The sequence below is a fragment of the Micromonospora sp. WMMD1120 genome (genome assembly GCF_029626235.1).
Lineage (GTDB): Bacteria > Actinomycetota > Actinomycetes > Mycobacteriales > Micromonosporaceae > Micromonospora.
On the sequence record NZ_JARUBO010000005.1, the window covers coordinates 2,025,460 to 2,050,971 of the forward strand.

Genomic DNA, 25,512 nt, shown 5'->3' on the forward strand with positions numbered 1-25,512 from the left:
GAGCGTCGTGCCCAAGTCTCAGGTCCGTAAGAAGAAGGTGTACACCCCGCCGACGGACGTCCGTCCGACGACGACGGCGTCCTCGCGCAAGCCTAGCCCGGTGTGGCTGCCGATCACCGCTGTCGCTCTGATCGTCGCCGGGATCGGCTGGCTGGTCGTCTACTACCTGTCTGAGCAGGAGTTCCCGGTCGCCGCGTGGGGTTATTGGAACCTCGCTGTCGGCTTCGGCGCGATGGTCGCCTCGCTGGCGTTGCTCTCGCGCTGGCGCTGAGCCGGCCGGCCGTCGCGTCGGCGGTCCCACGTCACCCCGCCGAGCCCCTGTCCAGCGGGACCGGCCGGGTCCCCCTATGGTGTCCGCAGGCAGGGTGGCCTACTGCGAGATGACTCACGTTACTGATGGGTAGCCTTCGCGTAGGCTGCACTGCATGACCGAGCAGAACGTGGTCGTCAGGTAGCAGACCGGGGGAGGCCAACTCGATGGGCAGCGTCCAGATCGTCACCACGATCCTCGCGGCCGCCATCACCGCCGTGGCGGTGTGGCTCGCGGCTCGTGCGGTCCTGAAGATGGTGGCAGTCATACGGCTCGGCCAGCCCGCGCCGGAGCGGTTCACCGACAAGATCGCCCGCACCAGGGCCATGCTCGTCGAGACGGCCGGCCACACCCGGATGTTCAAGTGGGGCGTGGTGGGCGCCGCCCACTGGTTCGTGATGGTCGGCTTCGTCGTGCTGTCGTTGCTGGTGCTCGAGGCGTACTTCGAGGTGGTCACCACCGAGGGCGGCCTGCCGGTCATCGGGCACTGGACGATCTTCGGTCTGGTCACCGAGATCATCGGGGTGCTGGGTCTGGTCGGGATTCTGGTGCTGATGGCGATCCGGCTCGCCAACCGACCGACCCGTCCGGGTGGGCGGTCCCGGTTCACCGGGTCGACGATGTGGCAGGGCTACTTCGTCGAGTGGATCGTGCTGCTGGTCCTGGTCTTCGGGTTCGTGATCCGGGGCTTCAAGGTCGCCACCGACCACTTCGAGTTCCCGTTCTGGGCGACCCCGTTCAGCCACGCGGTCGGCGCGGTGCTGCCCGACTGGGAGGACGGGGTTAGCGTCGCCGCGGCCGTCAAGATCATCATCTCGATGACCTGGCTGATCGTCATCTCGCTGAATGTCACGATGGGTGTCGCCTGGCACCGCTTCCTGGCGTTCCCCAACATCTTCTTCAAGCGCGAGCCGGCCAAACCGGCGGGCTCCGGCCTCGGCGCGCTGCGCCCGATGACGAGCCAGGGCAAGCCGCTCGACTTCGAGGAGGCCGACCCGGAGAAGGACCAGTTCGGCGTCGCCCACGTCGAGCAGTTCAGCTGGAAGGGTCTGCTGGACTTCAGCACCTGCACCGAGTGCGGTCGCTGCCAGTCCCAGTGCCCCGCCTGGAACACCGGCAAGCCGCTCTCACCCAAGCTGCTCGTGCTGAGCCTGCGCGACCACGCGTACGCCAAGGCGCCCTACCTGCTGGCCGGCGGCGGCAAGGACCTGACCGGCGAGGAGAAGGCCACCCAGGCGCAGCTCGCGCACCTGGACGTGCTGGCCCTGGCCGAGGCGGACAAGCCGTTGATCGGCGCCGCCGAGGAGGGCGGCGTGATCGACCCGGACGTGCTCTGGTCCTGCACCACCTGCGGCGCCTGCGTCGAGCAGTGCCCGGTGGACATCGAGCACGTCGACCACATCGTCGACATGCGCCGCTACCAGGTGCTGATCGAGTCCAGCTTCCCCTCCGAGGCCGGCGTGATGCTGCGCAACCTGGAGAACAAGGGCAACCCGTGGGGCGCGCCGCAGAACACCCGCGAGGACTGGACCAAGGGCCTCGACTTCGAGGTGCCCCGGGTCGGTGAGGTGGACGACTTCGAGTACCTGTTCTGGGTCGGTTGCGCCGGTGCGTTCGAGGACCGGGCCAAGAAGACCACCCGCGCGGTCGCCACGCTGCTCAACGAGGCGGGCGTCTCGTTCGCGATCCTGGGCGAGGGCGAGACCTGCTCGGGCGACCCGGCGCGGCGGATCGGCAACGAGTTCGTCTTCCAGATGCTCGCCCAGCAGAACGTGGAGACGCTGAACGAGGCGTTCGACGGCCGGGAGAAGAGCAAGCGGAAGATCGTCGCGACCTGCCCGCACTGCTTCAACACCCTGGGCAACGAGTACGGCCAACTCGGTGGCGAGTTCGAGGTGGTCCACCACACCCAACTGCTCGCCCACCTGGTCTCCACCGGCAAGCTCACGCCGGTGCAGCCGGTCGACGGCGGCGTCACCTACCACGATCCCTGCTACCTGGGTCGGCACAACCGGGTCTTCGCCGCTCCCCGCGAGGTGCTCGGTGACGCCATCGCCGGCGACCTCACCGAGATGCCCCGCAACAGCGAGCGCTCCTTCTGCTGCGGCGCCGGCGGCGCCCGGATGTGGATGGAGGAGAAGATCGGCAAGCGGATCAACGTGGACCGCGTCGAGGAGGCCATGGCCACCGGGGCGAAGACGGTCGCGGTCGGTTGCCCGTTCTGCTCGACAATGCTCAACGACGGGGTCAACGGCAAGGGTGCCGGCGAGCAGGTCGAGGTGGTCGACGTGGCCAGCGTGCTGCTCCGCTCGGTCAAGCCGGAGCAGCCGCAGAGCAGCAAGGAGTCCACGCCGGTCGTCGGCTGAGGCGTACACCCGGGTTCTGCGCATCGACGGCGGCGGTCCCTGCCGGCCGCCGCCGTCGTGCAAGAATCTCGCCGAGGTGAGGCGACATCGACGGCCTACTCTGGACGACGGCGTTGCCCCTGGTCGGCTTCGTCGCGCTGACCGCGGGCAACGCGTTCTTCGTCGCGGCCGAGTTCGCCCTGGTCACCGTCGATCGCGCGGAGATCGACCGGCGGGCCGCCGCCGGCGACCAGGCCGCTCTGACGGTACGCAGGGCGCTGCGGGAACTCTCCTTCCAACTCTCCGGGGCGCAGCTCGGCATCACCATCACCGCGCTGCTCACCGGTTATCTGGCGGAGCCGGCGCTGGCCCGGGTGTTCGCCCCGCTGCTGCGCCCGGTGGCCGGGGACGACACCGACCGCTTCACCCCGTTCCTCGCGCTCGCCCTGGCGACCCTGATCTCCATGCTCTTCGGGGAACTCGTGCCGAAGAACGCCGCGCTGGCCCGGCCCATGCCGGCGGCGCTGGCCACGGCGGGTCCGATGCACACCTTCTCCCGGCTGCTCGGTTGGGTGATCCGCGCGCTGAACGACTCGGCGAACCGGTTGGTCCGGGCGTTCGGTGTGCAGCCGCAGGAGGAGTTGGCAAGCGCCCGGTCGCCGGAGGAGTTGGGCCTGCTGGCTGCCATCTCGGCCCGCGCCGGCGCGTTGCCCACCGACACCGCGATGCTGCTGCGCCGCACCATCCGCTTCGGCGACAAGCGGGCCGCCGAGGCGATGACGCCCCGGGTGGACGTGGTCGCGCTGCGGGCCACGGCCACCGTGGCCGAGCTGCTCGAAGAGTCCCGGCGCACCGGGCGGACCCGATTCCCGGTGTACGAGGAGACGCTGGACCTGGTGACCGGCGTGGCCGGCGTGCCGGACGCGCTGGGCGTGCCGGTGGCCCGCCGGTCGTCCACCCGGGTCTGCTCGGTGGCCCGCGAGCCGGTGTACGTGCCGGAGAGCCTGAACCTGGACGGCGTCCTGGCCGCACTGAGGGCGGCGGGCGCCGATCTGGCCATCGTCGTCGACGAGTACGGCGGCACCGACGGCGTGGTGTCGATCGAGGACCTGGTCGAGGAGTTGGTCGGCGAGATCGCCGACGAGTTCGACCCGGCGAGCGTCGACGACACCGGGCCGGCGGAGCTGACCGTGCCCGGCGGGGAACGCACGGTGCTCGTCGACGGGATGCTCCGCTCCGACGAGATGACCGAGCAGACCGGTTTCCGGCTCCCCGAGGGGCCGTACGAGACGCTTGCCGGCTTCCTGATGGCCCGGCTCGGGCACATCCCGCTGGCGGGCGAGACGGTCGAGGCGGACGGTTGGGAGTTCACAGTGGTGGAGGTGGAGCGGCACCGGATCGAGCAGGTCCGGGTGCTGCGCCCGGCGGATCCGGACGACGATGGCTGAGCTGCTGGTGACAGTGCTCCTGCTGCTCGGCAACGGGTTCTTCGTGGGCAGTGAGTTCGCGCTCATCGCGTCCCGCCGGACGGTGATCGAGCCGCTGGCCGTCGCGTCGAAGCGGGCCCGGTGGGCGCTGTCCGCGATGAACCAGATCCCGCTGATGATCGCCGGGGCGCAGCTCGGCATCACGATCTGCTCGTTGGGCCTCGGCGCGATCGCCGAGCCGGCGCTGGCCCATCTGCTGGAGCCACCCTTCCACGCGGTCGGCCTGCCGGAACGCGCGGTGCATCCGGTGGCCTTCGTCCTGGCCCTGGGCCTTGTGGTGTTTCTGCACACGGTGGTCGGCGAAATGGTGCCGAAGAACATCACGCTTGCCGGTCCGGAGGTCTCCGCGCTCTGGCTCGGCCCGGCGATGCTGGCCTTCTGCGTGGCCACCAAACCGTTGTTGCTCGCGATGAAATGGGCGGCCCGTCGCGTGCTGGCGCTCTGGCGGATCGAGGCGTCGGAGTCGGTCAAGACGGTGTTCACCGCCACCGAGTTGGCCGGGCTGGTCTCCCAGGCGCGTACCGAGGGGTTGCTCGACGAGGAGCAGCACGCGCGGATCACGGGGGCGCTGGCCCTGCACGCGCGGACGGCGGCCGACGCGCTGCAACAGTGGTCGACGGTGGTGACGGTGGCCGAGGACGTCTCACCGGCGTCGTTGGAGGTGTTGGCGACCCGGACCGGCCGATCCCGCTTCCCCGTGGTGCAGAGATCCACCCGCCGGGTGTTGGGCTTCGTGCACGTCAAGGACGTGCTCGGGTACGCCGGTCAGGCCCGTCGGTCCCCGGTGCCGGCCCGGGTCTACCGCCCGCTGGCGGTGGTGCCGCCGGAGCGTACGCTCGCCGATCTGCTGCTGGCGATGCGGCGCGAGCGGCGGCACATGGTGCTGGTCAGCGACGGCCGGCGGCCTCTCGGTGTCGTCACACTCGATGATGTATTGACCGCAATCGTTGGTTGACGAACCAATACCCTTGGTGTGCAAGCGGTTGCACGACAGTGATGGTTCCGGTGCTCGCCTTGATTACCGCTGCGCGCTTCCCTAATGTGATGCACCGACCGCTGTGGGTCGTCTGCCTCGGCCCTTCCGCACGCGAGGCGCCCGGCGGTCGGTTGCAAAGGAGTCGGTGCCGGTGGCAACCATGCCCCCTCATCGTCACGACCTGAATACTTCTGCTCGGTCCGGTGGTCTGCGCCGCGTCGCCCACCGTGTGCTCGTCCTGATCGCCGCTGCCGCGGTCGGCGCCGGTCTGCTGGCCGCACCGGCGCACGCCGAGCCCACGGTCGACGAGATCGAGGCGCAGATCGACAAGAAGTGGGAGCAGTTGGAGCCCACCATCGAGCAGTACAACAAGGTCCGGGCGCAGCTGAAGGTCAACCGGCAGAAGTCTGCCGACCTGCAGAAGAAGATCGAGCCGCTGGCGTTGCAGAGCGAGCTGGCGCTCAACCGGGTCGGCGACCTCGCCTCGCGCTACTACATCTCCGGCCCGTCGTACGAGCTCGGCGCGCTGCTGGTCAGTGCCAAGCCGGACACCCTCACCGAGCAGCTCACCCTCCTCGACCGGCTGGCCTCGCAGGAGCGCAAGCAGGTCGAGGGCGTGCTTGCCGTGCGGGCCAAGTACGACGTCGAGAAGCAGAAGCTGGACGCGCTCATCGCGACCCAGACGAAGCAGCAGAACGACCTCGCGGCCAAGAAGAAGCAGATCGACGCCGAGATCAAGAAGCTCGAGGCATCGATGCCCAAGACCACGGTCAGGACCGCCGGCTGCCCGACCATCAACGGTGTGCTCGCCGTGGCCGCCCAGAAGGCGATCAGGACCGCCTGCCAGCAGGTCGGCGATCCGTACGTGTGGGGCGCGACCGGCCCGAACTCGTTCGACTGCTCGGGGCTGACCCAGTACGCCTACAAGTCGGCCGGGATCTACCTCACCCACCACACCGGTGACCAGTGGAACGAGGGCAAGGCCGTCTCGCGCGCCGACGCCCGCCCCGGTGACCTGGTCTTCTTCTACTCCGGCCTGAGTCACGTCGGGCTGTACCTGGGTAACAACCAGATGGTGCACGCGCCCCGCGCCGGCAAACCGGTGCAGGTGTCCAGCATCAACACCATGCCGGTCGCCGGGTTCCGCAGACCCGGTTGATCCCACAGCACGCGGCACGACGGCCCCCGGTCACCCGACCGGGGGCCGTCGCGTCCGCTCAGCGTGGTGCGCCCACCGGGGACGGCAACAACCGTACGTCGGCGAGGTCGACGTACATGATCCGGTGACCGAACTGGATCTGCGCGTACCGGTTCTCGCCGCGGATCACCGTCCAGTCGCCGGGTGACGAGCCGTCGACGGTGCTGGCCCGGTAGTACTCGCCGCCCAGCACCGCGCCGACGGCGTACCGCTGCCCGGCGGCGAGCGTGTACTGCAACGGCGAGATCGTCTGGTAGGGCACCCCGTCCGGGTACGCCGCCTGCTCGGGGTACGCCCGCCCGTACACCGGGATGGTGGCCTTTCCGGGTTTCGGCGTGGCCACGACGCCGACGGTCCAGCTCGCCGTCGGCGCGGACGCGGGGTTGTGGAACCAGGCCCGCTGCCCGAGGTACCAGATCGCCGTCCAGTCGCCCTGCCGCCCGGCGAGCGCGTACGTCTGCCCGGCGGAGGCGCGGGCCCCGTGATCCGACACCTCCATCGTGTTCGGTGTGCCGTCGGGGCGGAGCGCGACGTCGTTGACCAGCGGCGCGTCCGGCGCGGGTGCGCTCCGCAGCACCACCGCCGAGGACCCGCGCGGCGGGCAGGGCGCACCGGCGGTGACGCAGCCGGTGAACGCCGGCTGGTTGGTGGCGAAGTCCGGGTCGATCCGCACCAGTCCGGTGGCCGGGGTGCCGGTGTCCAGCCGGGGCGCGTGCAGCAGGTCGAAGTAGTGCGTCCAGTCCCAGTACGGCCCCGGGTCCCAGTGCATCCCGCGTACCGTCGACGCGACGGTGCCGGGCACGTTGTCGTGCCCGATGATGTGCTGGCGGTCCAGCGGGATGCCCAACCGCAGCGCGAGGTGCCGGACCAGCTCCGCCGACGTGCGGTACATCGCCTCGGTGTACCAGGTGCCCTGCGCCGCGAAGCCCTCGTGCTCCAGACCGATCGACTTGGCGTTGACGTACCAGTTGCCGGCGTGCCAGCCGACGTCCTTGGTCCGCACGTGCTGGGCGATGTGCCCGTCGACCGAGCGCAGCGAGTAGTGCCAGCTCACGTAGGTCGGGTCCTGGACGAGTTGGAGGGTCGTCGCCCAACTCGCCTCGGTGTCGTGGATGACTATGTACTCGATCTTCTGCCGGGCGGGCCGGTCGGACAGGTCGTGGTTGCCGTAGTCGCCGTCGCCGAATGCCTCGTAGGGCGCCGGTATCCACTCGCAGGAGATGGTGCGTGGGCACTCCAGCCCGTCCGGGCGGGCCAGACGGCGCAGGCCCAGCCGGTCCAACCAGGACCGGTCGGGCCGCACCGCGCGAGCCGCCAGGGTGACCCGCTGGCCGTCGTCGGTCACCCGGGACTCGCCCGCGCCGATGGTGGTGAAGACCTCGTCGGCGAAGGCCGCGGCGGCGTCGGCGCTGTCCGCGCCGGAGTAGCGGGCCACCGCGCCGTACCAGGCGGCCGGGTCGGTGTCCGTGCCGATCGGCCCACCGACCTCCCGTTGGTACGCCCGCAGCAGCGCGGCGCCACCCCTGATGTTGAGGGCCGGATCGGTACGCAGCGCGTCGGGCGAGACGCCGGTCAGCGTGGCGGCGGTGTCCACGGTCTGCAACGCGGCGGTGGACGGCGCGGGGTCGGTCGTCGAGCGGGGCGCGGGGACGCGGGCGGGACGGGAGTCGTCGCCGCGTGGGTCCTCGGTGTCGGTGTCGTGGTGGCCGCGCGGGGGCAGGCTCACCACGTGCCGGGCGTCGGTGAGGTGCATGGGGCCGTAGCCGCCGCTGGTGCTCGGCGTGCCGGCGTTGCTGTCCCAGCGTGATTCCAGGTAGGAGACGCCGAGCAGCACGACGGTCGGCACGCCGTACTCGGCCGACGCGGCGGCGTACTGCTGTTGGCGGTCGGCGGTGGGCGTGGCGGCGGCCGCCGGGCCGGTGGACAGCGGCACCGCGCTGGCGGCGGCGACCACGGCGACGGCGAGCAGCGCGCGGGACCGGGTCGACACTGGTGGATGGTGCATCGAACCCCCTAGATTCTCGGACAGGGTCAGGTCACCATCGCGCCGCGTGGGTCCGTACGTCAATACCTTTCTATTTGGCGAACTGTTCGGGAAAAAACCTTCACGCACCGTTGGTGGCGGCTGCGATTCAGTACGGAGTGTCACGGCCGCGCGGGTTGCGGATCGGTAACGGGCGTCTCTACTCTGGTCATTCGTCGGCTCGACAGCAGCTCCGCCCAGCCCGGGTGGTAACGGACCGACACCGCCGAGTCGTTTCCGAGCGAACCGGGGACCCACCTCCCTCGGGGTGAATCCGCAGCCACTGCGGTAGGGCGCCGACTTCCCGCCCGAACCCGTCAGCTAACCCGGTAGGCGGTCAGGAAGAAGGAGTACGGAACCCCGGTGGCACTCCATGCCCCGCGGCCGTCGTCCCGGTGGTCGGCGCCAGCCGACCCGGCGTCGATCGTGCCGCGCCCACGCTGGTCCCGCTTCACCACAGTTCTCGCCGCGCTGGCCGGCGTCGCCGTCGTCCTGACCGGCAGCGCCACGGCGGCCCACGCCGACCCGTCCGTCGCCGAGATCGAGCGCCAGATCGACGCCGACTGGAACAAGCTCGAACCCATCATCGAACGGCACAACGCCACCCGGATCGACCTGGCCGCGAAGCGTAAGCAGACCGAGGCGCTGGCCGCCCGGATCGCACCGCTGGAGCGTCAGGTCGACGCCGCGATGGATAAGGTCAGCGCCCTGGCCGTACGCGCGTACAAGGGCGAGAACGTCTCGACCGTCAACGCGATGCTGGGCAGCCGGTCACCCAGCGACGTGGTCGTCCAACTCGAGATGCTCGACCGGTTCGCGCACAACCAGCAGAAGGACGTCCGCGAGGTAGCCGACCTGCGTGACCGGTTGGCCGCGCAGAAGGCGCCGCTGGACGAGATGGTGGCCCAGCTCACCCGCACCGAGGCCCAGCTGGCGGCCAAGAAGAAGCAGATCAACGAGGAGATCGACAGACTGCAGAAGCTGCGCCTCAAGGTGTACGGCAACGGTGGCGGCGGCCCCCTGCGTCCGGCGCCCTGCCCGGCCAGCTACCCCGGCGGCGGTGCGGGCGTCGCTGTCAAGTTCGCCTGCGCGCAGATCGGCAAGCCCTACGTGTGGGGCGCCGAGGGCCCGAACTCGTACGACTGCTCCGGTTTGATGCTGGCGGCCTGGGCGAAGGCCGGCGTGTCGCTGCCGCACAACGCCGCCGCGCAGAGCCGCGTCACCAAGAACGTCAGCAGGGGCGACCTGCGCCCCGGTGACCTGGTCTTCTACTACAGCGACATCCACCACGTCGGCATGTACGTCGGCGACGGCTGGGTGGTGCACGCCTCGCAGGCCGGCCAGCCGGTCAAGATGAAGAAGGTCGACGACGGCCCGATCCACAGCTACGGCCGCCCGGGCTGACCCGGGCCGAGCGGAAGGGCCCGTCGCGATCCGTCGCGGCGGGCCCTCGTCGTCGGTGTGTCCCGGCGCGTCAGCGGGTGGGCCAGGTGCGCCAGTGCTGCCAGGCGCGGCTCGGCGTCGGCCCGCGCTGACCCTGGTAGCGCGACCCGTAAACCACCGAGCCGTACGGGTGCTCGGCCGGCGAGGAGAGCCGGAAGATGCAGAGCTGCCCGATCTTCATGCCGGGCCAGAGGGTGATCGGTAAATTCGCCACGTTCGAGAGCTCCAGCGTGACGTGACCGGAGAAGCCCGGGTCGATGAAGCCGGCGGTGGAGTGCGTCAACAGCCCGAGCCGGCCCAGTGAGCTCTTGCCCTCCAGCCGACCGGCGAGCTGGTCACCGAGCGAGATGACCTCCAGCGTCGAGGCGAGCACGAACTCGCCCGGGTGCAGCACGAACGGCTCGCCGTCCGGCACCTCGACCACCGACGTCAGGTCGTCCTGCTGCATGGCGGGGTCGATGTGGGTGTAGAGGTGGTTGTTGAAGACCCGGAACAGCCGGTCGAGCCGGACGTCGATGCTGGACGGCTGGACCAGGGTCGGCTCGAACGGGTCCAGGCCCAGCGTGCCGGCCTTGATCTCGGAGACCAGGTCGCGGTCGGAGAGCAGCATCGGACAACCATAGCGTTCCCCGTAGGTGCCGGATTCGGTGCCGGTGACCAGCGCGTCGAGGTCGCTGCTAGTACATTTGTTCGATAGAATGCCGGCATGGCTTCCTGGTCCGAATTCGCCGCCGACGAGCCCCGCCTCGCCGACGGGATCCGCGTTCTCCTCCAGCAATACGGGCCGGGCTTCGGCTACCTGGCCACGGTCCGCGCCGACGGCGGGCCCCGCGTCCATCCGGTGTCCCCGGTGATCACCGACGACGGTCTCTTCTGTTTCATCATCGACTCGCCGAAGCGCCGTGACCTCGAACGCGACGGCCGCTACGCGCTGCACTCGTTCCCGCCGGAGGAGAGCGACGACGAGGCGTACGTGGCGGGGCGCGCCCGACCGGTGACCGATCCGGTGCGGGTGGCGCAGCTGGCCCGCAGCGCGCGCGCCGAGCCGCGGGTCGACTGGCGGCTGTTCGAGTTCACCGTCGACGTGGCGATGCTCACCCGCCGCGACCAGCACGGTCTGGGCTTCGCGGTGGGTCATCCGGCCGTGCAGGTCTGGCTCGATCCGCGCGCTCCGGTCGCGGCGGCGGCGCCGGCAGCCGTACCGCAGACGCGCCCGACCCGTCGCAGCCGCGACGTCCAGTGCACGGCCGCCTGACCGCGGCCCTGGAAGAAGCAACCGGTGCCGGCTCCGTCACGACGGAGCCGGCACCGGCTGTACGCGAACGGTCAGGCCGCGCGGTAGGCGTTCCACGCGGTGAGCATGCGGCTCGCCTGTCCCGGGGTGAACTGGTACATGCACGAGTCGTAGGTGTAGTCCATGAAGTTGGTGATCGGGTCCAGGCCAGCCGTCGAGCAGGTGTTCCGGCCGGTCGGGCACTGGTAGGCCGGCGACGCCTCGGCGGGGGTGTCGCTGACCCCGTCACCCGTGCCGCCGCAGCCACCCTGGAAGGTGTGGTAAAGGTTCAGCCAGTGGCCGACCTCGTGTGTGCCGGTGTCGCCCTGGTTGTAGTTGGTGGCGGTGCCGCCCGGCAGAGACTCGCTCAGCACGACCACGCCGTCCATGCTGCTGAGGTTGCGCTGCGGGAAGGTCGCCCAGCCCAGCAGGTCGTTGCTCAGCTCGCCGAGGTAGATGTTGAGCGTGTTCTTGCCGCCCACCCGCAGCGACGACTTCATCGACCGCTCTGCTGACGAACCTTGGACGATCGGGTACCAGGACGTGTTGGTGACGCGGTTGATCTTGTCGAGCCGGAAGGCGAACGCGGTGGCCGCGCCGCCGGTCGACCCGGCGTAGGCCTGGTTGAGCACGCTGATCTGCGAGGTGATCATCGAGTCGGGGATGTTGCCACCGGCCCGGGTGCTGTTCTCCTGGATCACGTGCACGACCACCGGAATGGTGACGGTGGCCAGCGCCGTCACGCCGGGGCCGGCGCGGTGGCTGGCGCGCTCCCGCAACGCCGCGGCGAGGTCGGCCTCCCGCTCGCGGACCTGCGCGGCGGTCAGCTCGTTCGGCTCGTGCCGGGCCGCGCCGCCGGGCTTCGCCCGGGCGTCGGCGTGGCTGTCGGCCGGCTCGGCGCAGGTGCCGCCCGGCGCCGCGGAGGAGGCCGAAGCGGCCGGAACGACCCCCACCGCGGCGGTGCTGAGCAGCAGCGCGAGGGTCGTGGTCGCCACGCCGGCGACACGCCGGGTCAGCAGGTTGGGACGTTGTCCCATGGGCCCACCTCTTTCTGGGCGGCGTGGCAGGGGGTGTGTCACGCCGTGGCTGGAAACGTGTGGCAGACGTTACATTCCATCGAAGCATTTGAGAACGGCCATATGTTGCCGTCTGGAAACTTCTTCCCGGTGAGCTGGGCCGGCCGGCGGATGGGGGTGGCTGGGTGCACGGCTGCGGCGACTCGGGTACAGTGGTGCCGCCCGCGGGTGTAGTTCAATGGCAGAACATCAGCTTCCCAAGCTGACAGTGCGGGTTCGATTCCCGTCACCCGCTCCACACGAAAGGCCCTGGCCAGGACGACAGTCCGAGCCAGGGCCTTCTTGTCAATGGTCGACTGACGCACGCACTACGCGGCGTCGAACCATGGCTTGTCGGCGGCCCAATGCTTGACCCAGCCGACGAATCCGGCATCACCGGTGGTGAACCCGAACTCTGCCCCGAACGGCACCGCGCCTTCGCCGCTGATGTGCCAATTCACGCCGCATCCGTCGGTACCCAACACGATCGACCCCGATAGGGTCTCGCCATGACCGGCCCCGGAGCCACCCAGGTCCAGATCAACCTGTTCTGCGCCGACGTGGAGGGGTGTCTCACCTTCTACACCCGGCTCGGGCTGACCGAGGCGTTCCGGGCACCGACCACGGGTCCCGTCGAACACGTCGAGGTGGAGGCTGCCGGCATCCGGATCGGCCTGACGTCGGCGCGGGTCGCCAACGCGCTCGTGGGCCTCGGGGTCAGCCCCGGCGGCGGCGTGTCGACCGAGCTGGTGCTCTGGTGCGAGGACACCGACGCGTTCTACGACCGGGCTGTGGCGGCGGGTGCGACGAGCGTGGTGGCGCCGATGGACTCGCCGGACGGGCGGCTCCACTACGCGTGGGTCCGTGACCCCGACGGCCACCAGGTCAAGTTCGTGCAGAAGCGCTGAGCTGTCGTCACCGCTCGCGACGGTCACCGGCCAGCAGGTCGGAGGCGACGCGGAGGGATCTCCACACCATTCGTCGGCGGCGCGCGGTCCAGCAGCACCATCCATGCGGCACCACGCGCGGGGGGCGGTACGTCGGCGACATGGACGCGTCTCGCGTTCATGGCAAGATCTGCCAGGTGCAGGTCGGGTTACTTGGTCCATTCGAGGTTCGTACTGACGACGGCACCGTCACCGACATTCCCGGCGCGCGACTGCGCGGTTTGTTGACGGCTCTCGCGCTCCACCCGGGTCAGGTGGTCAGCAAGGCGACGCTCGTCGACTGGATCTGGGGTGAGAACCCGCCCTCGGACGCGGCGAACGCCCTGCACCGACTGGTCTCCCGGCTGCGGAAGGTGCTGCCCGACGGGGTCATCGAGGGGCAGACCGACGGCTACCGCCTGCTGGTGGGACCCGACGTCGTCGACGCCGTACGGTTCGAACGCCTCGTCGGCCAGGCGCGCGACGACGAGGGCCGGCAGCGGCGCCGGCGGCTGCGCGAAGCCCTCGACCTGTGGCGCGGCGCGGCATTGCAGGACGTGGGCTTGGCCGACAGCGCGGCGCTCGACGCGGCCGCCACCCGGCTGGAGCGGCTGCGGATGACCGCCCTGGAGGACCGTTTCGACGCGGAGATCGCCGTTGGAGACGGCCCGGAGCTGGTCGCGGAGCTGACCGACCTGGTGGCCGCGCACCCGGTACGGGAACGGCTCGCCATCGCGTTGATGCGTGCCCTCGCCGCGGCCGGCCGGGACAACGACGCGCTGCTCGTCTACCAACGGACCAGCGAGGCCCTGGCCGACGCGCTCGGCGTCGACCCCTCGCCGGAGCTGTCGGCGTTGCACGTCGCGCTGCTGCGGGGCGAACTCAGCCGGCGGGAGGAGAGCCGGAACACCAACCTGCGTGCCGAGTTGAGCAGCTTCGTCGGCAAGGAGCACGCGGTCGCCGAGGTCGGCGCGCTCGTCACCGAACACCGGCTGACCACCCTGATCGGCCCCGGTGGCTCGGGTAAGACCCGGTTGGCCACCGAGACCGCGCGCCGGATGCTCGACGACCTGCCGGACGGCGCCTGGCTGGTGGAGTTGGCGGCCATCGGCGCGGAGGGGGACGTGGTACGGGCGACGGTCGCCGGCCTCGGCCTGCGCGACGCCCTGCTCGGTGAGGCGCCGAGCATGGAGCTGATCGATCGGCTCGTCGCCGCGATCCGGGAGCGGGAGGCGCTCCTGATCCTGGACAACTGCGAGCACGTGATCGAATCGGCGGCGGCGCTCGCCCATCGTCTCCTCGGCGAGTGCCGGCGGCTGCGGATCCTGGCCACCAGCCGAGAGCCGTTGGGCATCACCGGTGAGGTGCTCTGGCCGGTCGCCCCGCTGGCCCTGCCGGCCCTCGACGCCGACCCGCCCGAGATCGAAGCCTCGCCCGCCGTCCGGCTGCTGCGGGACCGGGCGGGCGCGGTACGCAGGGACCTGACGGTCGACGCCGAGACCCTGTCGACGATGGCCCGGGTCTGCCGGGCGCTGGACGGGATGCCACTCGCCATCGAACTGGCCGCGGCCCGGTTGCGCACCATGTCCGTCGACCAGCTCGCCCGCCGGCTCGACGACCGTTTCCGCCTGCTGACCGGCGGCAGCCGTACCGCGCTACCCCGGCACCGGACGCTGCGCGCGGTGGTCGACTGGAGTTGGGAGCTGCTGTCCGACGCGGAACGCGCGGTGCTGCGCCGGCTGTCGGTCTTCTCCGGCGGGGTCGGCCTGGAGGCCGCCGAACGGGTCTGCGCCGACGACGCGGTCGACCGGGAGGAGATGCTCGAACTCCTCACCGCGCTGGTCGAGAAGTCGCTGCTGATCGCCGAGGGCGACGACGCGCCGCGCTACCGGATGCTCGGCACGATCAAGGAGTACGCGGCGCACCGACTCGTCGAGTCGGGAGAGGCGGATCTCGCGCGGCGCGCGCACCTGGCCTACTTCACCGAGCTCACCGAGACCGCGGAGCCGCACCTCCGCCGCGCCGATCAGGTGCGCTGGCTCGCCACTCTGCACGCCGAACACGACAACATCGCGTCGGCGATGCGTGGCGCTCTCGCGGCCGGCGAGGCGTCGGCGGCGATGCGGCTGGCCGCCGGCGCGGGTTGGTACTGGTGGCTGAGCGGTCACCGCACCGAGGGCATGGAGCTGGTGACCGCCGCCACCGAGGTGCCCGGCGAGGTCAGCGACGAGGTCCGGGCCGTCGTGTACGCGCTCGTCGTGCTCTCCCTGAACTCCGGGCCGGGCGACGAACACCAGGCCGCGGAGTGGATCCACAGGGCGTACGAGGTCAGTCGGCGAAGCCGCGGCAGCCATCCGGGTGTGGCGCTGGTCGTGCCGCTGGAACTGATGCTTCGGGCTCCGGCGGAGATCCTGTCCGCCTGGGAACCGCTGCTCGACGACGAGGACCCGTGGGTACGCGCGCTGGCCCGACTGCAACTCGGCAAGATGCGGAGCATCCTCGGCCAGGACGGCCCGGAGGTGGACGCGTACCTCACGTCGGCGCTCGCCGAGTTCCGGGTGCTCGGCGAGCGGTTCGGGATCTCCTTCGCGTTGAGCGAGTTGTCGGAGCTGATCGCCGTCCGTGGTGACTTCGCCGGTGCCTGCGCGCACTACGAGGAGGCAATAACGGCGGTGACCGAGGTCGGCACCGTGGAGGACGTCATCCGGATGCGGTCGCGACAGGCGCAGCTGTACTGGTTGCTCGGGGACGAGGCGGCCAGCGCCGCCGCGCTGGCCGAGGCGCGCAGCCACGCGGAACGGGTGACCTGGCCGGGCGCGCTGGTCATGTTGGCGTTGTCGCGGGCGGAGCTGGCCCGTTGGCGCGGCGACGCCGAGGAGGCGACCCGGCAGGTCGGTGTCGCGACGGCCCTGCTCCGTGAGGAGGCCGACGAGGCGCACGTCCGGGTGGTGACCGACGACCTGCTCGGGTTCCTCAGCGACGATCTCGACGAGGCGCGCCGGCACCACGCGTCGGCGTGCGCGGCGGCGGCGGTGACCAAGCACGCGCCCTCGATCGCGCGGGTGCTCGTCGGAGTCGCGGATCTCGCCCTGCGCCGGGAGCGGTACGAGGAGGCCGCGCGGCTGCTCGCGGCGGCCACCGCCGTACGGGGCCGGCCGGATCTCGCCCAGCCGGACGTGGCCCGGATCGAGCGGGAAGCGCGACGCCGCCTCGGCGAAGAGGGCTTCGCGGAGGCGGCGATCGAGGGCACTCGGACGAGCTGGAGCGAGTTGGTGGCGGTCACGCTCGCTTCGTGAAGGTGGACCGCGCCCACAGGTAGCCGACGAGCGCGATGGCGACGCACCAGGCGAGGGCGGGGATCACGTCGCCCGCCGACGGCGTGCCGTTGAGCAGTCCGCGCAGCGTCTCGATGATCGGCGTGAAGGGCTGGTACTCGGCGAACTCCCGGAGGCCGGGCCCCATCTTGTCCGCCGGGACGATCGCGCTGCTGAAGAACGGCAGCATGACCAGCGGTACGGAGGCCAGCCCGGCGGTCTCCGGCGACTTCGCGAACAGCCCCAGGGCGACGGTCAGCCATCCGGCGGCGACGCCGAGCAGCACGATCACGCCGATCGCGCCGAGCCAGTGGACGAGGCTCGCCGCCGGGCTGAACCCGAGCAGGAACGCCACCCCGACCAGGGCCGCGATGGCGATCAGGTTGGTCAGCACGCTGGCGACGACGTGGCCGGTCAGCACCGCGCCACGGGAGACGTGCATGACCTTGAACCGGTTGATGATGCCCTTCGTCATGTCGGAGTTGACAGCCGTCGCGGTGGACCCCAGCCCGTAGCAGACCGCCAACAGCATCAGGCCGGGAGTGGCGTAGTCGATGTAGTCGACGCCGACGCTGAAGGCGTCACCGAACATGTACACGAACATCAACATGATGACGATCGGCATGAGGACCGCGTTGAAGACCGAGGTCGGGTTGCGGGTGATGTGCGTGAGGTTGCGGCGCAGCATGACGATCGAGTGGGACTTGGCGCTCATTTCGCGGAAACCTCCTGGGTGCGGTTGCCCGTCAGGGCGAGGAAGACGTCATCGAGGTCCGGGGTCTGCACGGAGAACCCCTCGGCGTTGATCGCGTACTCGTCGAGCCGGTCCAGCAGGGCACGCAGCGAGGCCGTCCCGCCGTCGCTGGGAACCCGCAGGGCCAGCGCCTCGTCGTCCCGCGTGGCGTCGGTGAGCACCCGGGCCGCCGTGTCCAGCTCCGCGACGGTGGCGAACCGGAGTCGAACGTGCGTACCGGGGATCTGGCGCTTGAGGTCGTCGGGCGTGCCCTGGGCGACCAGGCGGCCCTGGTCGAGCACGGCGATCCGGTCGGCGAGCTGGTCGGCTTCCTCCAGGTACTGGGTGGTGAGGAAGATCGTCACCCCGTCGTCCACCAGGTCCCGGATGATCGACCACATGGTGCGGCGGCTGCGCGGGTCGAGGCCCGTCGTCGGCTCGTCGAGGAAGATGATCCGCGGGTCACCGACGAGCGTCATCGCCAGATCCAGCTTGCGGCGCATCCCCCCGGAGTAGGTCGACACCGGCTTCTGTGCCGACTCCACCAGGTCGAACCGTTCCAGCAGCTCGGCGACGATCCGCTTGCCGCCGGGGGCGGGCGCCTGGCCGAGGTCCACCATCAGTTGCAGGTTCTCCCGGCCGGTCAGCAGCTCGTCCACCGCCGCGAACTGGCCGGTGACCCCGATCGCCGCGCGTACCGCCTTGGCCTGGGTCGCGACGTCGTGTCCGGCGACCCGAACCGTCCCGGCGTCGGCCCGGACCAACGTGGTCAGCACGTTCACCGTCGTCGTCTTACCGGCCCCGTTCGGGCCGAGGAGGGAGAAGATCGTGCCCTCCGGGACCTCCAGGTCGATGCCATCGAGCACGACCTTGTCCTGGTAGGCCTTGCGCAGTCCGGAGACCGCAATCGCTGTCGTCATGCGACAACCATCGGCGGCCGGCCTGTCACCCCCCTGTCATGGCCCTGACACGGCCCACCGACGCCGTGTCACCACCCTCGACGGACCCGCCGGTCGTGGAGCCACCGGCCGATCCGGTCCCGGCCGCGGTAGGTGGCGACACCGGCGACCAGGAGTCCGATCAGGACGGTCCAGTACCAGAACCGGCCGCCGACCCCGCCGGGTGGGCTCGCCTCCCGGGTACGACCAGAGGTGATCACGTTGTCCGCGATGTCGACGGCGAGGACCTGCTCCGGAGCGGTGAGCAGGGTGCGCGGCGCGCCGGCCCCGGGTGTCAACGCCAGCACCCGGACGCCGCGTACGTTCGGGTAGGCGGTCCGCTGGTCCATCTCCAACGGCTGGTCGAACCGGTCCGGGCTGAGGGGTTCCGGTCGGTACGCCACCACCATGGCCGACCCGTCCGGGCCCCAACCGAACAGCCGGATGGCGGTCACGCCGGTGACGCCGGGCAGGGGCAGCGGCGTGCTGTCCGCTCCGGTGGCGGGGTCGACCCGCCGCAGGCGCCACTCGGTGCTGCCGACCGTCCGGCTGGCGAGCGTCAACGCGCCGTCCCTCGTCCAGGCGCCCTTGCCGGCCAGCCAGCTCTCGGCGGGCAGCTCGAACGAGGACAGTGTCCGGCCGTCCGAGTCGGCGACCGTCACGGCCCGCCCGATCTGGTAGGCGACCCGGTCGCCGCCGGGTGCGAAGGCGACCGACCCACCGAAGATCGGCTGTTGGGCGCTCTCGGCCAGGTGGGTCCGGCGCTCGCCGTCGAGTGTGACGACGCTCAGCACCCGCCGGTAGTCGCTGCGCTCCGGGTTCGTGGGCACCGTGTCGTCGACCACCAGGCGTCTTCCGTCCGGTGACCAGGCCAACGGGATGGTCCCCACACTGCCGGCGACAGTGCTGGCCACCTGCCTCGTGCGGCCGGCGACGAGATCGACGAGGTCCACCCGGGGCGCCTCGGTGGTGCCGGCGGGCCGGGCCACGAAGCGGCCGTCCGGGGAGAGGACCACCTGCTCGCCGACGGGTGCCTCGTACCCCACGGAGAAGACCCGGTAGCGGTCGGAGTCGGCGCCGACGACGCCGACGACGCCATCCTCGTCGCCGCCCTGAAGCCGTGCGGCCTGGCCGCTGAAGAGGACCGACGCCGGCCCGAGCCGAGGCCGGTCGGTGGCGTGCAACGTCCCGACCGGCGGCAGGCCGATCCGGTCGGGCAGCGCGGCGTCCGCGCCGGACGCCGGGTCCAGCACGGGTGTACGCGCCAACGGCAGCACCGCGCCGGTCAGCGCGACGAGCACCGCCACCACGACGGTGGCGAGGACAGTCCGGCGGCGGGAGCGGCGGGCGGTGGCGAGCGCGCGTTCGTACACCGGGTAGGTGGGCACGTCCGCGGCGGCGACGTGCAGCGTCTCGCGGAGTCGGAAGGTCACCGCGTACTCCTCTGCGCCGGAGGGTCGACCAGGTCGAGCGCGGTGGCGCGCAACCGGCGGATGGCTTCGTGGCCGTGCCGTTTCACGGTGCCGACCGAGCAGCCCAGCACCTCGGCGGCCTCCGCCTCGGTCAGGTCCTCGTAGAACCGCAGCACGATCACCGCGCGCTGGCGAGGGGTGAGCCCGCGCAGCGCGGCCACCACGCTCAGCCGCAGCGCCGTCGCGTCCGAGTGGTCGTCGCCGGACCGCTCGGTGGGCTCGGCCTCCAGCCGCTCGGTCGGTCGGCGTCGCCGCCACCAGGAGACCTGCTGGTGGTACATCGCCCGGCGTACGTACGCCTCGGGGTTGCCGTCGCTGATCCGCCGCCAGTGCCGGTACGTCCGGGCCAGGGCGCTCTGCAACAGGTCCTCGGCGAGTTGGTGGTCGCCGGTGAGCAGGTAGGCCGTTCGGGACAGCGCCGGCGTGCGGTGCGCCACGAACTCCTGGAACGTCTCGGTCATCCCACCCCCTCACCCGGTAGAACGCCACCCTCACCCGGGATGGTTGAGCCGCGCCGCCCCGGTCTGGTGGCTGGACGTCCTCATCGCCTCCAGAACAAGAGGTGGGTGACACCGCTGGGACTGGGCACCGACTCGAGGTGGAAGCGGTCGAGCAGTTCGCTGGGACTGTCCCACAGTCGCTCGCCCCGACAGAGGTCGACGGGCGCCACGGCGATGTGCATCGTGTCGACCAGGTCGGCCTCGATGAACTCGCGGATGGTCGCCACCCCACCACCGAGGCGTACGTCCCGGCCGGCGGCTGCCTGCTTCGCCCGGGCCAGCGCCTCCGTCGGGCTGGCATCGAGGAAGTGGAAGGTGGTGTCGGCCACCGTGAACGACGGCCGTTCGTAATGGGTGAGCACGAAGACCGGCGTGTGGAAGGGCGGGTTGTCACCCCACCACCCCCGCCACTCGTGGTTCTCCCAGGGGCCGCGCTGGGGGCCGAACTTGTTGCGGCCCATGATCTCGGCACCGATGTTGTGCTCGGCGTCGCGGGTGAAGTAGTCGTCCAGGCCGCGGGTGCCACCCGGCTCGGTGCGGTACACGAAGCTGGCGGTGGCCGAGCGCCAGGAGAACAGCGGGTCGGGGTCCGCGTGGCCGAAGGGCCGTTCCAGGCTCTGCCCCTCTCCGGCGCCGAACCCGTCGCGCGAGACGTTGAAGCACTGGACCCGTAGCAGTTGCGACATGGTGTTCCCTCCTCGGTTCGACAGGCGGTGAGTCAGTTCGTGGTCGCCGTCGGCCCGCCGCCGCTGCCCCGGTCGTCCAGGAGGAGCGGGGCGCGACCGCGCACCGCGTACCGGATGTGGGTCACCTCCGGGTCGGAGATGACCCGGGTGGGGGTCAGCTCGATCGCCTCCTTGTCGCCCAGGTCGAGGTCCGCGTCGAGCAGTCGCGAACCGGTGCCGAGCACCACGGGTACGACGTGCAGCTCCAACTCGTCGAGCAGACCGGCCCTGAGCACCTGCCGCACCAGACTGCCGCCCCCGGCCACCGCGACGTTCCGGTCACCGGCCACGGCGCGCGCCTGCTCGACGGCGCTGGCCACTCCATCCGTGACGAAGGTGAAGCTGGTGCCGCCATCGCGCACCAGCGGCTGGCGGGGGCGGTGGGTGACGACGAACACCGGTGCGCGGAACGGCGGCACCTCACCCCACGGCACCTCACCGCCGTCGAACATCCGGCGCCCCATCACGTACGCCCCGGCGGCCGCGAACGACTCGGCGACCACCTCCGAGTTGGCGTCCCGCTCACCACCGGCGAAACCCTGTCGATCCCGCCAGGCCATCGCGTTGGTGACCCAGCGGGTGACCCGGAAGAACCCGGCGCTCTCCGCCGAGTCGATCCAGTCGCCGTCGCCGTCGAACAGCGGGCCGGCGTAGAACCCGTCCGCCGACACCGACATCTGTGCGGTCACCTTCGTCATCTCGTCTGTTCCTCTCCTCCGGGCACACCTGTCCAGGTGTCGCTCACCGAGGGGTCGGAACCGAACGCGACCAACCTACCGGAACGGGGTGTGACGTGGGTCACCTGCTGACCTGACCCGTCTGGCGCGGATAGGCTGATGATCATGAGATTCGGCATCGTGATCCTTCCGGACCAGCGCTGGACGGAGGCGCGGCGTCGCTGGCGGCAGGTCGAGGAGTGGGGCTTCGACCACGCCTGGACGTACGACCACCTGGGTTGGCGGGACCTCGTCGACGGTCCCTGGTTCGACTCCATGTCCACGCTCACCGCCGCCGCCACCGTGACGTCCCGGATCAGGTTCGGCACCCTCGTGGCGTCACCGAACTTCCGGCACCCGGCCGCGTTCGCCCGGCAGATCACCACGATGGACGACGTCTCCGACGGCCGACTGCTGCTCGGGCTCGGAGCGGGCGGCATCGGTTTCGACGCGACGGTGCTCGGCGGCGAGACGCTGCCGCCGCGGCGACGGGTCGACCGGTTCGCCGAGTTCGTCGAGCTGCTGGACCTGATCCTGCGCGAGGACGGCACCACCTGGCGGGGTGACTGGTTCGCCGCTGTGGACGCCCGCAGCGCCCCCGGCTGCGTGCAGCGGCCCCGGGTGCCGTTCGTGGTGGCCGCCAACGGACCGCGGTCGATGCGGCTGGCGGCCCGCTTCGGGCAGGGGTGGGTGACCAGCGGCACCGGTGACCACGACGACCTGGCGGGCTGGTGGGCCGGCGTGTCGGCGCTGTCGGCGCGGATGGACCGGACGCTGGACGAGGTCGGTCGCGACAGGGTCAGCCTCGACCGTTACCTGTCGTTGGACGCGGCGCCGGTCTTCTCGCTGAGCAGCGCGCAGTTCTTCGCCGACCAGGTGGGCCGGGCCGCCGAGCTGGGCTTCACCGACGTGGTGACGCACTGGCCGCGCGCCAGCAGTTGGTACGCCGGCGACGAGGCCGTCCTGACGGACGTGGCGACGCGACTGATGCCCCAACTGCGCGGCTGACCGCGCCGTGGCCGTCGCAGACGCGGCGGCCGCGGCGGGCCGGGACCGGGCCAGTCAGGTGCCGAGGTCGCCGCTCGCCACACCACCGTCCGGGCCGGAGACCAACCGCAGGCGAAGACAGACGATCGGGGTGTCGGCGTCGACGGGGGTGCCGAGCCGCGCCCAGTAGGCCGAGTGTCCCGCCCGCCACTCCTCGATCGAGCGGTCACCCTCACCCTCCGCGCGGGCGAAGTCCCAGGGCACGTCGGCGAAACGGACCACCTCGACCTCGGTGATCTCGACGACGCCGGCCAGCGCGTTGTCGTCGTCGATCAGCGCCAGTCGTTCCCCGACGCGCTCCAACTCCTCGCCCTCTTCGGCGTACTCGGCGAGCCGCCCGGCCGTGGCGGTCTTCACGCCGGCGAGCACCAGCGTGTTGAGGGTCTCCCGCAACTCGCCGGGAGTGCCGAGAGCGAGGGTGCGCAGTTCACCGATCCGAGGCCACATCCTGCCGAGGCTAGGCCAGCACGCTCCGGGTCGCCGCCGCAATTCGCGCGACCCCGCTCAGATCAGCTGCCCGGCGTAGCCGGGAGCGGTGAGCAACCGGTCGTCGCCACTGCGGGCGTGCGCGTCGAGGATCGCGTCGGCCAGTTTCACCACGTGTTCGTCACCGTGCCGGGCCGCGCGGGCGAAGACCTCCTCCGGGGTGCCGGGGGCCACCGCCGGAGGCGTGCTGCCGTCAGCCGGGGCGTACACCGCTGTCATGGCCGCCGTCGCGGCCCAGGCCGCGGCGAGGCTCGGCGCCCACAGCGCGCGGTCCAGGGACGGGAGGGTACGCAGCACAGCGGTCGGCGCGGTCACCGCGTGTACCAACATGACCGGCTCGGCGTGCCCGAACCGCAGGTAGTCAAGGCCGGCCGTGTGGATCAGCGTGGTGAGCCCACGCTCCGCCTCGGCCGGGCCGCGCGCGGGGCGCAGCGCCGTGAGCGCGGCCTCCCACCGGGGTACGGCCGGCAGCCGTGGCAGCCGATCGCGGACGCCCCCGCTCCGGTCGTCGATCCGGGGCAGCCCGGCCAGCGCGGCGTCCAGTTCGATCCCGTCGGCCTCCGGCCGGTTCGGATCGTCGGAGAAGAGCCGGTCGGCGCCGGGGACGGGCAGCCAGCGGGACGCCCAGTAACCGAGAGCCTGGCCCAGCTCGGCGAGCCGCCGCGGGTTCGCCTCGTCCGCCTCGAGCGCGCGCACGGCGTGTCCGACCCGGATCACCCCGTGGGTGGCGCCGGCGGCGATGCCCGGCAGGAGTCGGGGCCACCAGGCGCCGAGCACCGCACGCCACTCGTGTTCACGCAGCTGCCGGTCGAAGTACGCCAGCCAGTCACCGGCCCGCTTCGCGTCGCCCAGCGCCTCCCGCCAGTCGTCGATCGGGCGCAGCCCTCGGGGCACCTCGTCGAGTCGGCGCAGGTAGTCGTCGAGCCAGCGGTGCACCCGTTGCTGGTGACCGTGGCGGACCAACGCCTCGACCGCCATCGGCCCGTGGTTGGACAACCAGCCCTCGAACTCGGGGCCGGTGCGGTGCAGTCGCTCGTACGCCTCGTCGAGGATTCCGTCACTCATGCACCGATCGTCGATGCTGAAGCTCGCTTGAGGTCAAGTCGGTAGATCCGCCGCGTTCACCAGGCCGGTGATCCGGAGGGCGGCCACGGTCTCGGCCGGGCAGTCCACGGCCACCACAGCGCTGCCCAGCACCTCGGCGCCGCGCCTGGCGCAGATGTCGTAGATGGCCCGCAACTGCGCGCCGGTGCGTACCCAGTCGTCCACAACGAGCACCCGGTCGCCGGGGCCCACGTGCCGGTCCCGGACGGCGAGGTCCACCTGTCGGCCCCGGTAGTCAGGTGGGCTCTGCGCCCAGGTCAGCGGCCCGGTCGGCAGGCGCCCGTCGCCGGGCTTGTGCGCGGCCACGAAACCGACCCCGAGGGCGGTGGCGGCCAGCGGCCCGAGCAGCAGCCCGGTGACGGCCGGAGCGATCACCACCGTGGGTCGGGCCGTCCGGTACGGCGCCACCAGGGCCGGGCCCAACTCGGCGAGCACCGCCGCGTCCCGCCACCAGCCGGAGATGTCACTGACCAGGTGGCTAGCCCCGGGTCCGGGGTCGACCCACTGGAACAGGGCGGTCAGGCGTCGGCTCAGCTCGGCGGACATCCGCTCATCCTGCGGCACGAGTGGTCGGCGGGGCGAACCCCGGGCCGGCCGGCCCACCCGGGATCGGATGATCGGCTACACGTACCAGTGCAAATACGGGCATACCACAATGATCACGTTGACTTCGGAAGTGCTTCTCTCGTTACGGTCCGACCCGGTTTGTTGAGACGACGAAAGGACCGGCCGGTGGCAGGCAAGCACTCCCGTACCCGCATCTTCTCCTCCCCGGCGGGCATCGCGGCCACCGCGGCGGTCGGCGTCGCCCTCGCCGTCGGCGGCACCGTCGGTGCCGTGCAACTGACCTCCGGCTCCGACCCGGCGGAGCAGGCGGCCCTCGAATTCGCCCCGACCACCGCCGCGAGCAGCCCCACCCCCGGCTCGCCGACGGCCGCTCCGAGCGCCAGCGCCTCGCCGAGCGTGACCGCCAGCCCGTCGCCGACCCGGTCGCAGCAGGCGGCCTCCCGGTCCAGGGCCCGCACCGCGTCACCGAAGCCGAGCCCGACGGTCAAGAAGACCAAGGCCGCGGCCAAGGTCCTGGAGAGCGGTTCGTGCGGCGCCTCGTTCTACTCCGACGGGCAGCTCACGGCGAACGGCGAGTCGTTCAACCCGGACGCGCTGACCGCCGCGCACAAGACGCTGCCGTTCAACACCAAGGTCCGGGTGACCAACCCGGCCAACGGCAAGTCGGTGACGGTACGGATCAACGACCGCGGCCCGTTCATCGACGGTCGTTGCCTGGACCTGTCCCGGGCGGCCTTCGCCACCATCGCCTCGGTCGACGTGGGGGCACTCACGGTGCGCTACGAGGTGCTCGGCTGACCGGGGCGGGCGGGACCGACGCGGCCGGCCGGGTGGGCCGGCCGGACAGAACCTTCTCAAACGTCGGGTCAGGTTC

At 71.2% G+C, this 25,512-nt stretch carries 24 protein-coding genes, 1 tRNA gene and 1 riboswitch; of the genes, 12 read left to right on the forward strand and 13 right to left on the reverse strand.

The genetic code is table 11. From position 1 onward, the window contains the following. Positions 1-7: 7 nt before the first annotated feature. From O7634_RS09600 to O7634_RS09620, 5 genes are all read left to right on the forward strand, one after another. The gene (locus tag O7634_RS09600; RefSeq protein WP_278149781.1) at positions 8-271 is read left to right on the forward strand and encodes a cell division protein CrgA; all 264 of its coding nucleotides are present in this window, start codon (positions 8-10) and stop codon (positions 269-271) included. Positions 272-477: 206 nt separating this feature from the next. Next, positions 478-2,676 carry a (Fe-S)-binding protein gene (locus O7634_RS09605; protein WP_278149782.1) on the forward strand — a complete coding sequence of 733 codons (2,199 nt, stop codon included), beginning with the start codon at positions 478-480 and terminating at the stop codon, positions 2,674-2,676. A gap of 113 nt (positions 2,677-2,789) precedes the next feature. Beyond that, a complete protein-coding gene (locus tag O7634_RS09610; protein ID WP_278149783.1) occupies positions 2,790-4,103 on the forward strand; it encodes a hemolysin family protein in 1,314 nt (437 codons plus the stop codon). Then, positions 4,096-5,097 carry a hemolysin family protein gene (locus O7634_RS09615; RefSeq protein WP_278149784.1) on the forward strand — a complete coding sequence of 334 codons (1,002 nt, stop codon included), beginning with the start codon at positions 4,096-4,098 and terminating at the stop codon, positions 5,095-5,097. Before O7634_RS09610 ends, O7634_RS09615 begins: the two co-directional genes overlap by 8 nt. 166 nt (positions 5,098-5,263) lie before the next feature. Further along, entirely contained in the window at positions 5,264-6,277 is a 1,014-nt protein-coding gene (locus tag O7634_RS09620; protein WP_278149785.1) for a C40 family peptidase, read from the forward strand. Between the two features lie 58 nt (positions 6,278-6,335). Here O7634_RS09620 and O7634_RS09625 read toward each other — a convergent pair whose 3' ends face one another. Continuing rightward, positions 6,336-8,306: an N-acetylmuramoyl-L-alanine amidase gene (locus O7634_RS09625; protein WP_278149786.1), complete on the reverse strand. Its 1,971-nt coding sequence runs from the start codon at positions 8,304-8,306 to the stop codon at positions 6,336-6,338. Positions 8,307-8,553: 247 nt separating this feature from the next. Continuing rightward, a riboswitch (cyclic di-AMP (ydaO/yuaA leader) is annotated at positions 8,554-8,689 on the forward strand. Between the two features lie 13 nt (positions 8,690-8,702). On the opposite strand from O7634_RS09625, the gene O7634_RS09630 reads away from it, so the two are divergent. Then, complete coding sequence (locus O7634_RS09630) at positions 8,703-9,743, forward strand: NlpC/P60 family protein (protein WP_278149787.1); 1,041 nt, start codon at positions 8,703-8,705, stop codon at positions 9,741-9,743. Positions 9,744-9,813: 70 nt separating this feature from the next. On the opposite strand, the gene dcd is transcribed toward O7634_RS09630, so the two are convergent. Beyond that, positions 9,814-10,392, reverse strand: coding sequence for a dCTP deaminase (gene dcd, locus O7634_RS09635; RefSeq protein WP_278149788.1), 579 nt, complete (start codon positions 10,390-10,392; stop codon positions 9,814-9,816). A gap of 96 nt (positions 10,393-10,488) precedes the next feature. Between dcd and O7634_RS09640 the strand changes: the two genes are divergently transcribed. Then, the gene (locus O7634_RS09640) at positions 10,489-11,037 is read left to right on the forward strand and encodes a pyridoxamine 5'-phosphate oxidase family protein (RefSeq protein ID WP_278149789.1); all 549 of its coding nucleotides are present in this window, start codon (positions 10,489-10,491) and stop codon (positions 11,035-11,037) included. A gap of 71 nt (positions 11,038-11,108) precedes the next feature. On the opposite strand, the gene O7634_RS09645 is transcribed toward O7634_RS09640, so the two are convergent. Beyond that, a complete protein-coding gene (locus O7634_RS09645; RefSeq protein WP_278149790.1) occupies positions 11,109-12,092 on the reverse strand; it encodes a zinc metalloprotease in 984 nt (327 codons plus the stop codon). A 203-nt stretch (positions 12,093-12,295) separates the two neighbouring features. Here O7634_RS09645 and O7634_RS09650 point away from each other — a divergent pair. Continuing rightward, positions 12,296-12,369 (forward strand) — tRNA-Gly (locus O7634_RS09650). Between the two features lie 70 nt (positions 12,370-12,439). On the opposite strand, the gene O7634_RS09655 is transcribed toward O7634_RS09650, so the two are convergent. Continuing rightward, positions 12,440-12,571: a hypothetical protein gene (locus tag O7634_RS09655; RefSeq protein ID WP_278149791.1), complete on the reverse strand. Its 132-nt coding sequence runs from the start codon at positions 12,569-12,571 to the stop codon at positions 12,440-12,442. A gap of 48 nt (positions 12,572-12,619) precedes the next feature. Here O7634_RS09655 and O7634_RS09660 point away from each other — a divergent pair, with 48 nt between their 5' ends. Further along, a complete protein-coding gene (locus O7634_RS09660; RefSeq protein WP_278149792.1) occupies positions 12,620-13,018 on the forward strand; it encodes a VOC family protein in 399 nt (132 codons plus the stop codon). A gap of 176 nt (positions 13,019-13,194) precedes the next feature. Continuing rightward, the gene (locus O7634_RS09665) at positions 13,195-16,332 is read left to right on the forward strand and encodes a BTAD domain-containing putative transcriptional regulator (RefSeq protein WP_278153922.1); all 3,138 of its coding nucleotides are present in this window, start codon (positions 13,195-13,197) and stop codon (positions 16,330-16,332) included. Here the strand turns inward: O7634_RS09665 and O7634_RS09670 are convergent. From O7634_RS09670 to O7634_RS09695, 6 genes are all read right to left on the reverse strand, one after another. After that, complete coding sequence (locus O7634_RS09670) at positions 16,316-17,065, reverse strand: ABC transporter permease (RefSeq protein WP_278149793.1); 750 nt, start codon at positions 17,063-17,065, stop codon at positions 16,316-16,318. The two genes, O7634_RS09665 and O7634_RS09670, sit on opposite strands and share 17 nt — an antisense overlap. Continuing rightward, positions 17,062-18,003: an ATP-binding cassette domain-containing protein gene (locus tag O7634_RS09675; RefSeq protein ID WP_278149794.1), complete on the reverse strand. Its 942-nt coding sequence runs from the start codon at positions 18,001-18,003 to the stop codon at positions 17,062-17,064. Before O7634_RS09675 ends, O7634_RS09670 begins: the two co-directional genes overlap by 4 nt. A 68-nt stretch (positions 18,004-18,071) precedes the next feature. After that, entirely contained in the window at positions 18,072-19,454 is a 1,383-nt protein-coding gene (locus O7634_RS09680) for a hypothetical protein (protein ID WP_278149795.1), read from the reverse strand. After that, positions 19,451-19,954 carry a SigE family RNA polymerase sigma factor gene (locus O7634_RS09685; protein WP_278149796.1) on the reverse strand — a complete coding sequence of 168 codons (504 nt, stop codon included), beginning with the start codon at positions 19,952-19,954 and terminating at the stop codon, positions 19,451-19,453. Before O7634_RS09685 ends, O7634_RS09680 begins: the two co-directional genes overlap by 4 nt. A gap of 80 nt (positions 19,955-20,034) precedes the next feature. Continuing rightward, on the reverse strand, positions 20,035-20,679 hold the full coding sequence (locus O7634_RS09690) for a dihydrofolate reductase family protein (protein WP_278149797.1): 645 nt from the start codon (positions 20,677-20,679) through the stop codon (positions 20,035-20,037). 32 nt (positions 20,680-20,711) lie between these two features. Next, positions 20,712-21,416, reverse strand: a complete 705-nt coding sequence (locus tag O7634_RS09695; protein ID WP_278149798.1) for a dihydrofolate reductase family protein — start codon at positions 21,414-21,416, stop codon at positions 20,712-20,714. Between the two features lie 138 nt (positions 21,417-21,554). Here O7634_RS09695 and O7634_RS09700 point away from each other — a divergent pair, with 138 nt between their 5' ends. Further along, entirely contained in the window at positions 21,555-22,442 is an 888-nt protein-coding gene (locus O7634_RS09700) for an LLM class flavin-dependent oxidoreductase (RefSeq protein ID WP_278149799.1), read from the forward strand. A gap of 54 nt (positions 22,443-22,496) precedes the next feature. Here the strand turns inward: O7634_RS09700 and O7634_RS09705 are convergent, their stop codons facing one another. The 3 genes from O7634_RS09705 to O7634_RS09715 are packed head-to-tail and all read right to left on the reverse strand — an operon-like array spanning position 22,497 to position 24,617. Next, positions 22,497-22,928, reverse strand: a complete 432-nt coding sequence (locus O7634_RS09705) for an ASCH domain-containing protein (protein ID WP_278149800.1) — start codon at positions 22,926-22,928, stop codon at positions 22,497-22,499. Between the two features lie 57 nt (positions 22,929-22,985). Further along, positions 22,986-24,032 carry a questin oxidase family protein gene (locus O7634_RS09710; protein WP_278149801.1) on the reverse strand — a complete coding sequence of 349 codons (1,047 nt, stop codon included), beginning with the start codon at positions 24,030-24,032 and terminating at the stop codon, positions 22,986-22,988. A gap of 33 nt (positions 24,033-24,065) precedes the next feature. Further along, positions 24,066-24,617 (reverse strand): phosphoribosyltransferase family protein, encoded by a 552-nt coding sequence (locus O7634_RS09715; protein ID WP_278149802.1) that lies wholly within the window; start codon positions 24,615-24,617, stop codon positions 24,066-24,068. Positions 24,618-24,803: 186 nt separating this feature from the next. On the opposite strand from O7634_RS09715, the gene O7634_RS09720 reads away from it, so the two are divergent. After that, positions 24,804-25,436, forward strand: coding sequence for a septal ring lytic transglycosylase RlpA family protein (locus O7634_RS09720; protein ID WP_278149803.1), 633 nt, complete (start codon positions 24,804-24,806; stop codon positions 25,434-25,436). Positions 25,437-25,512: the final 76 nt, after the last annotated feature.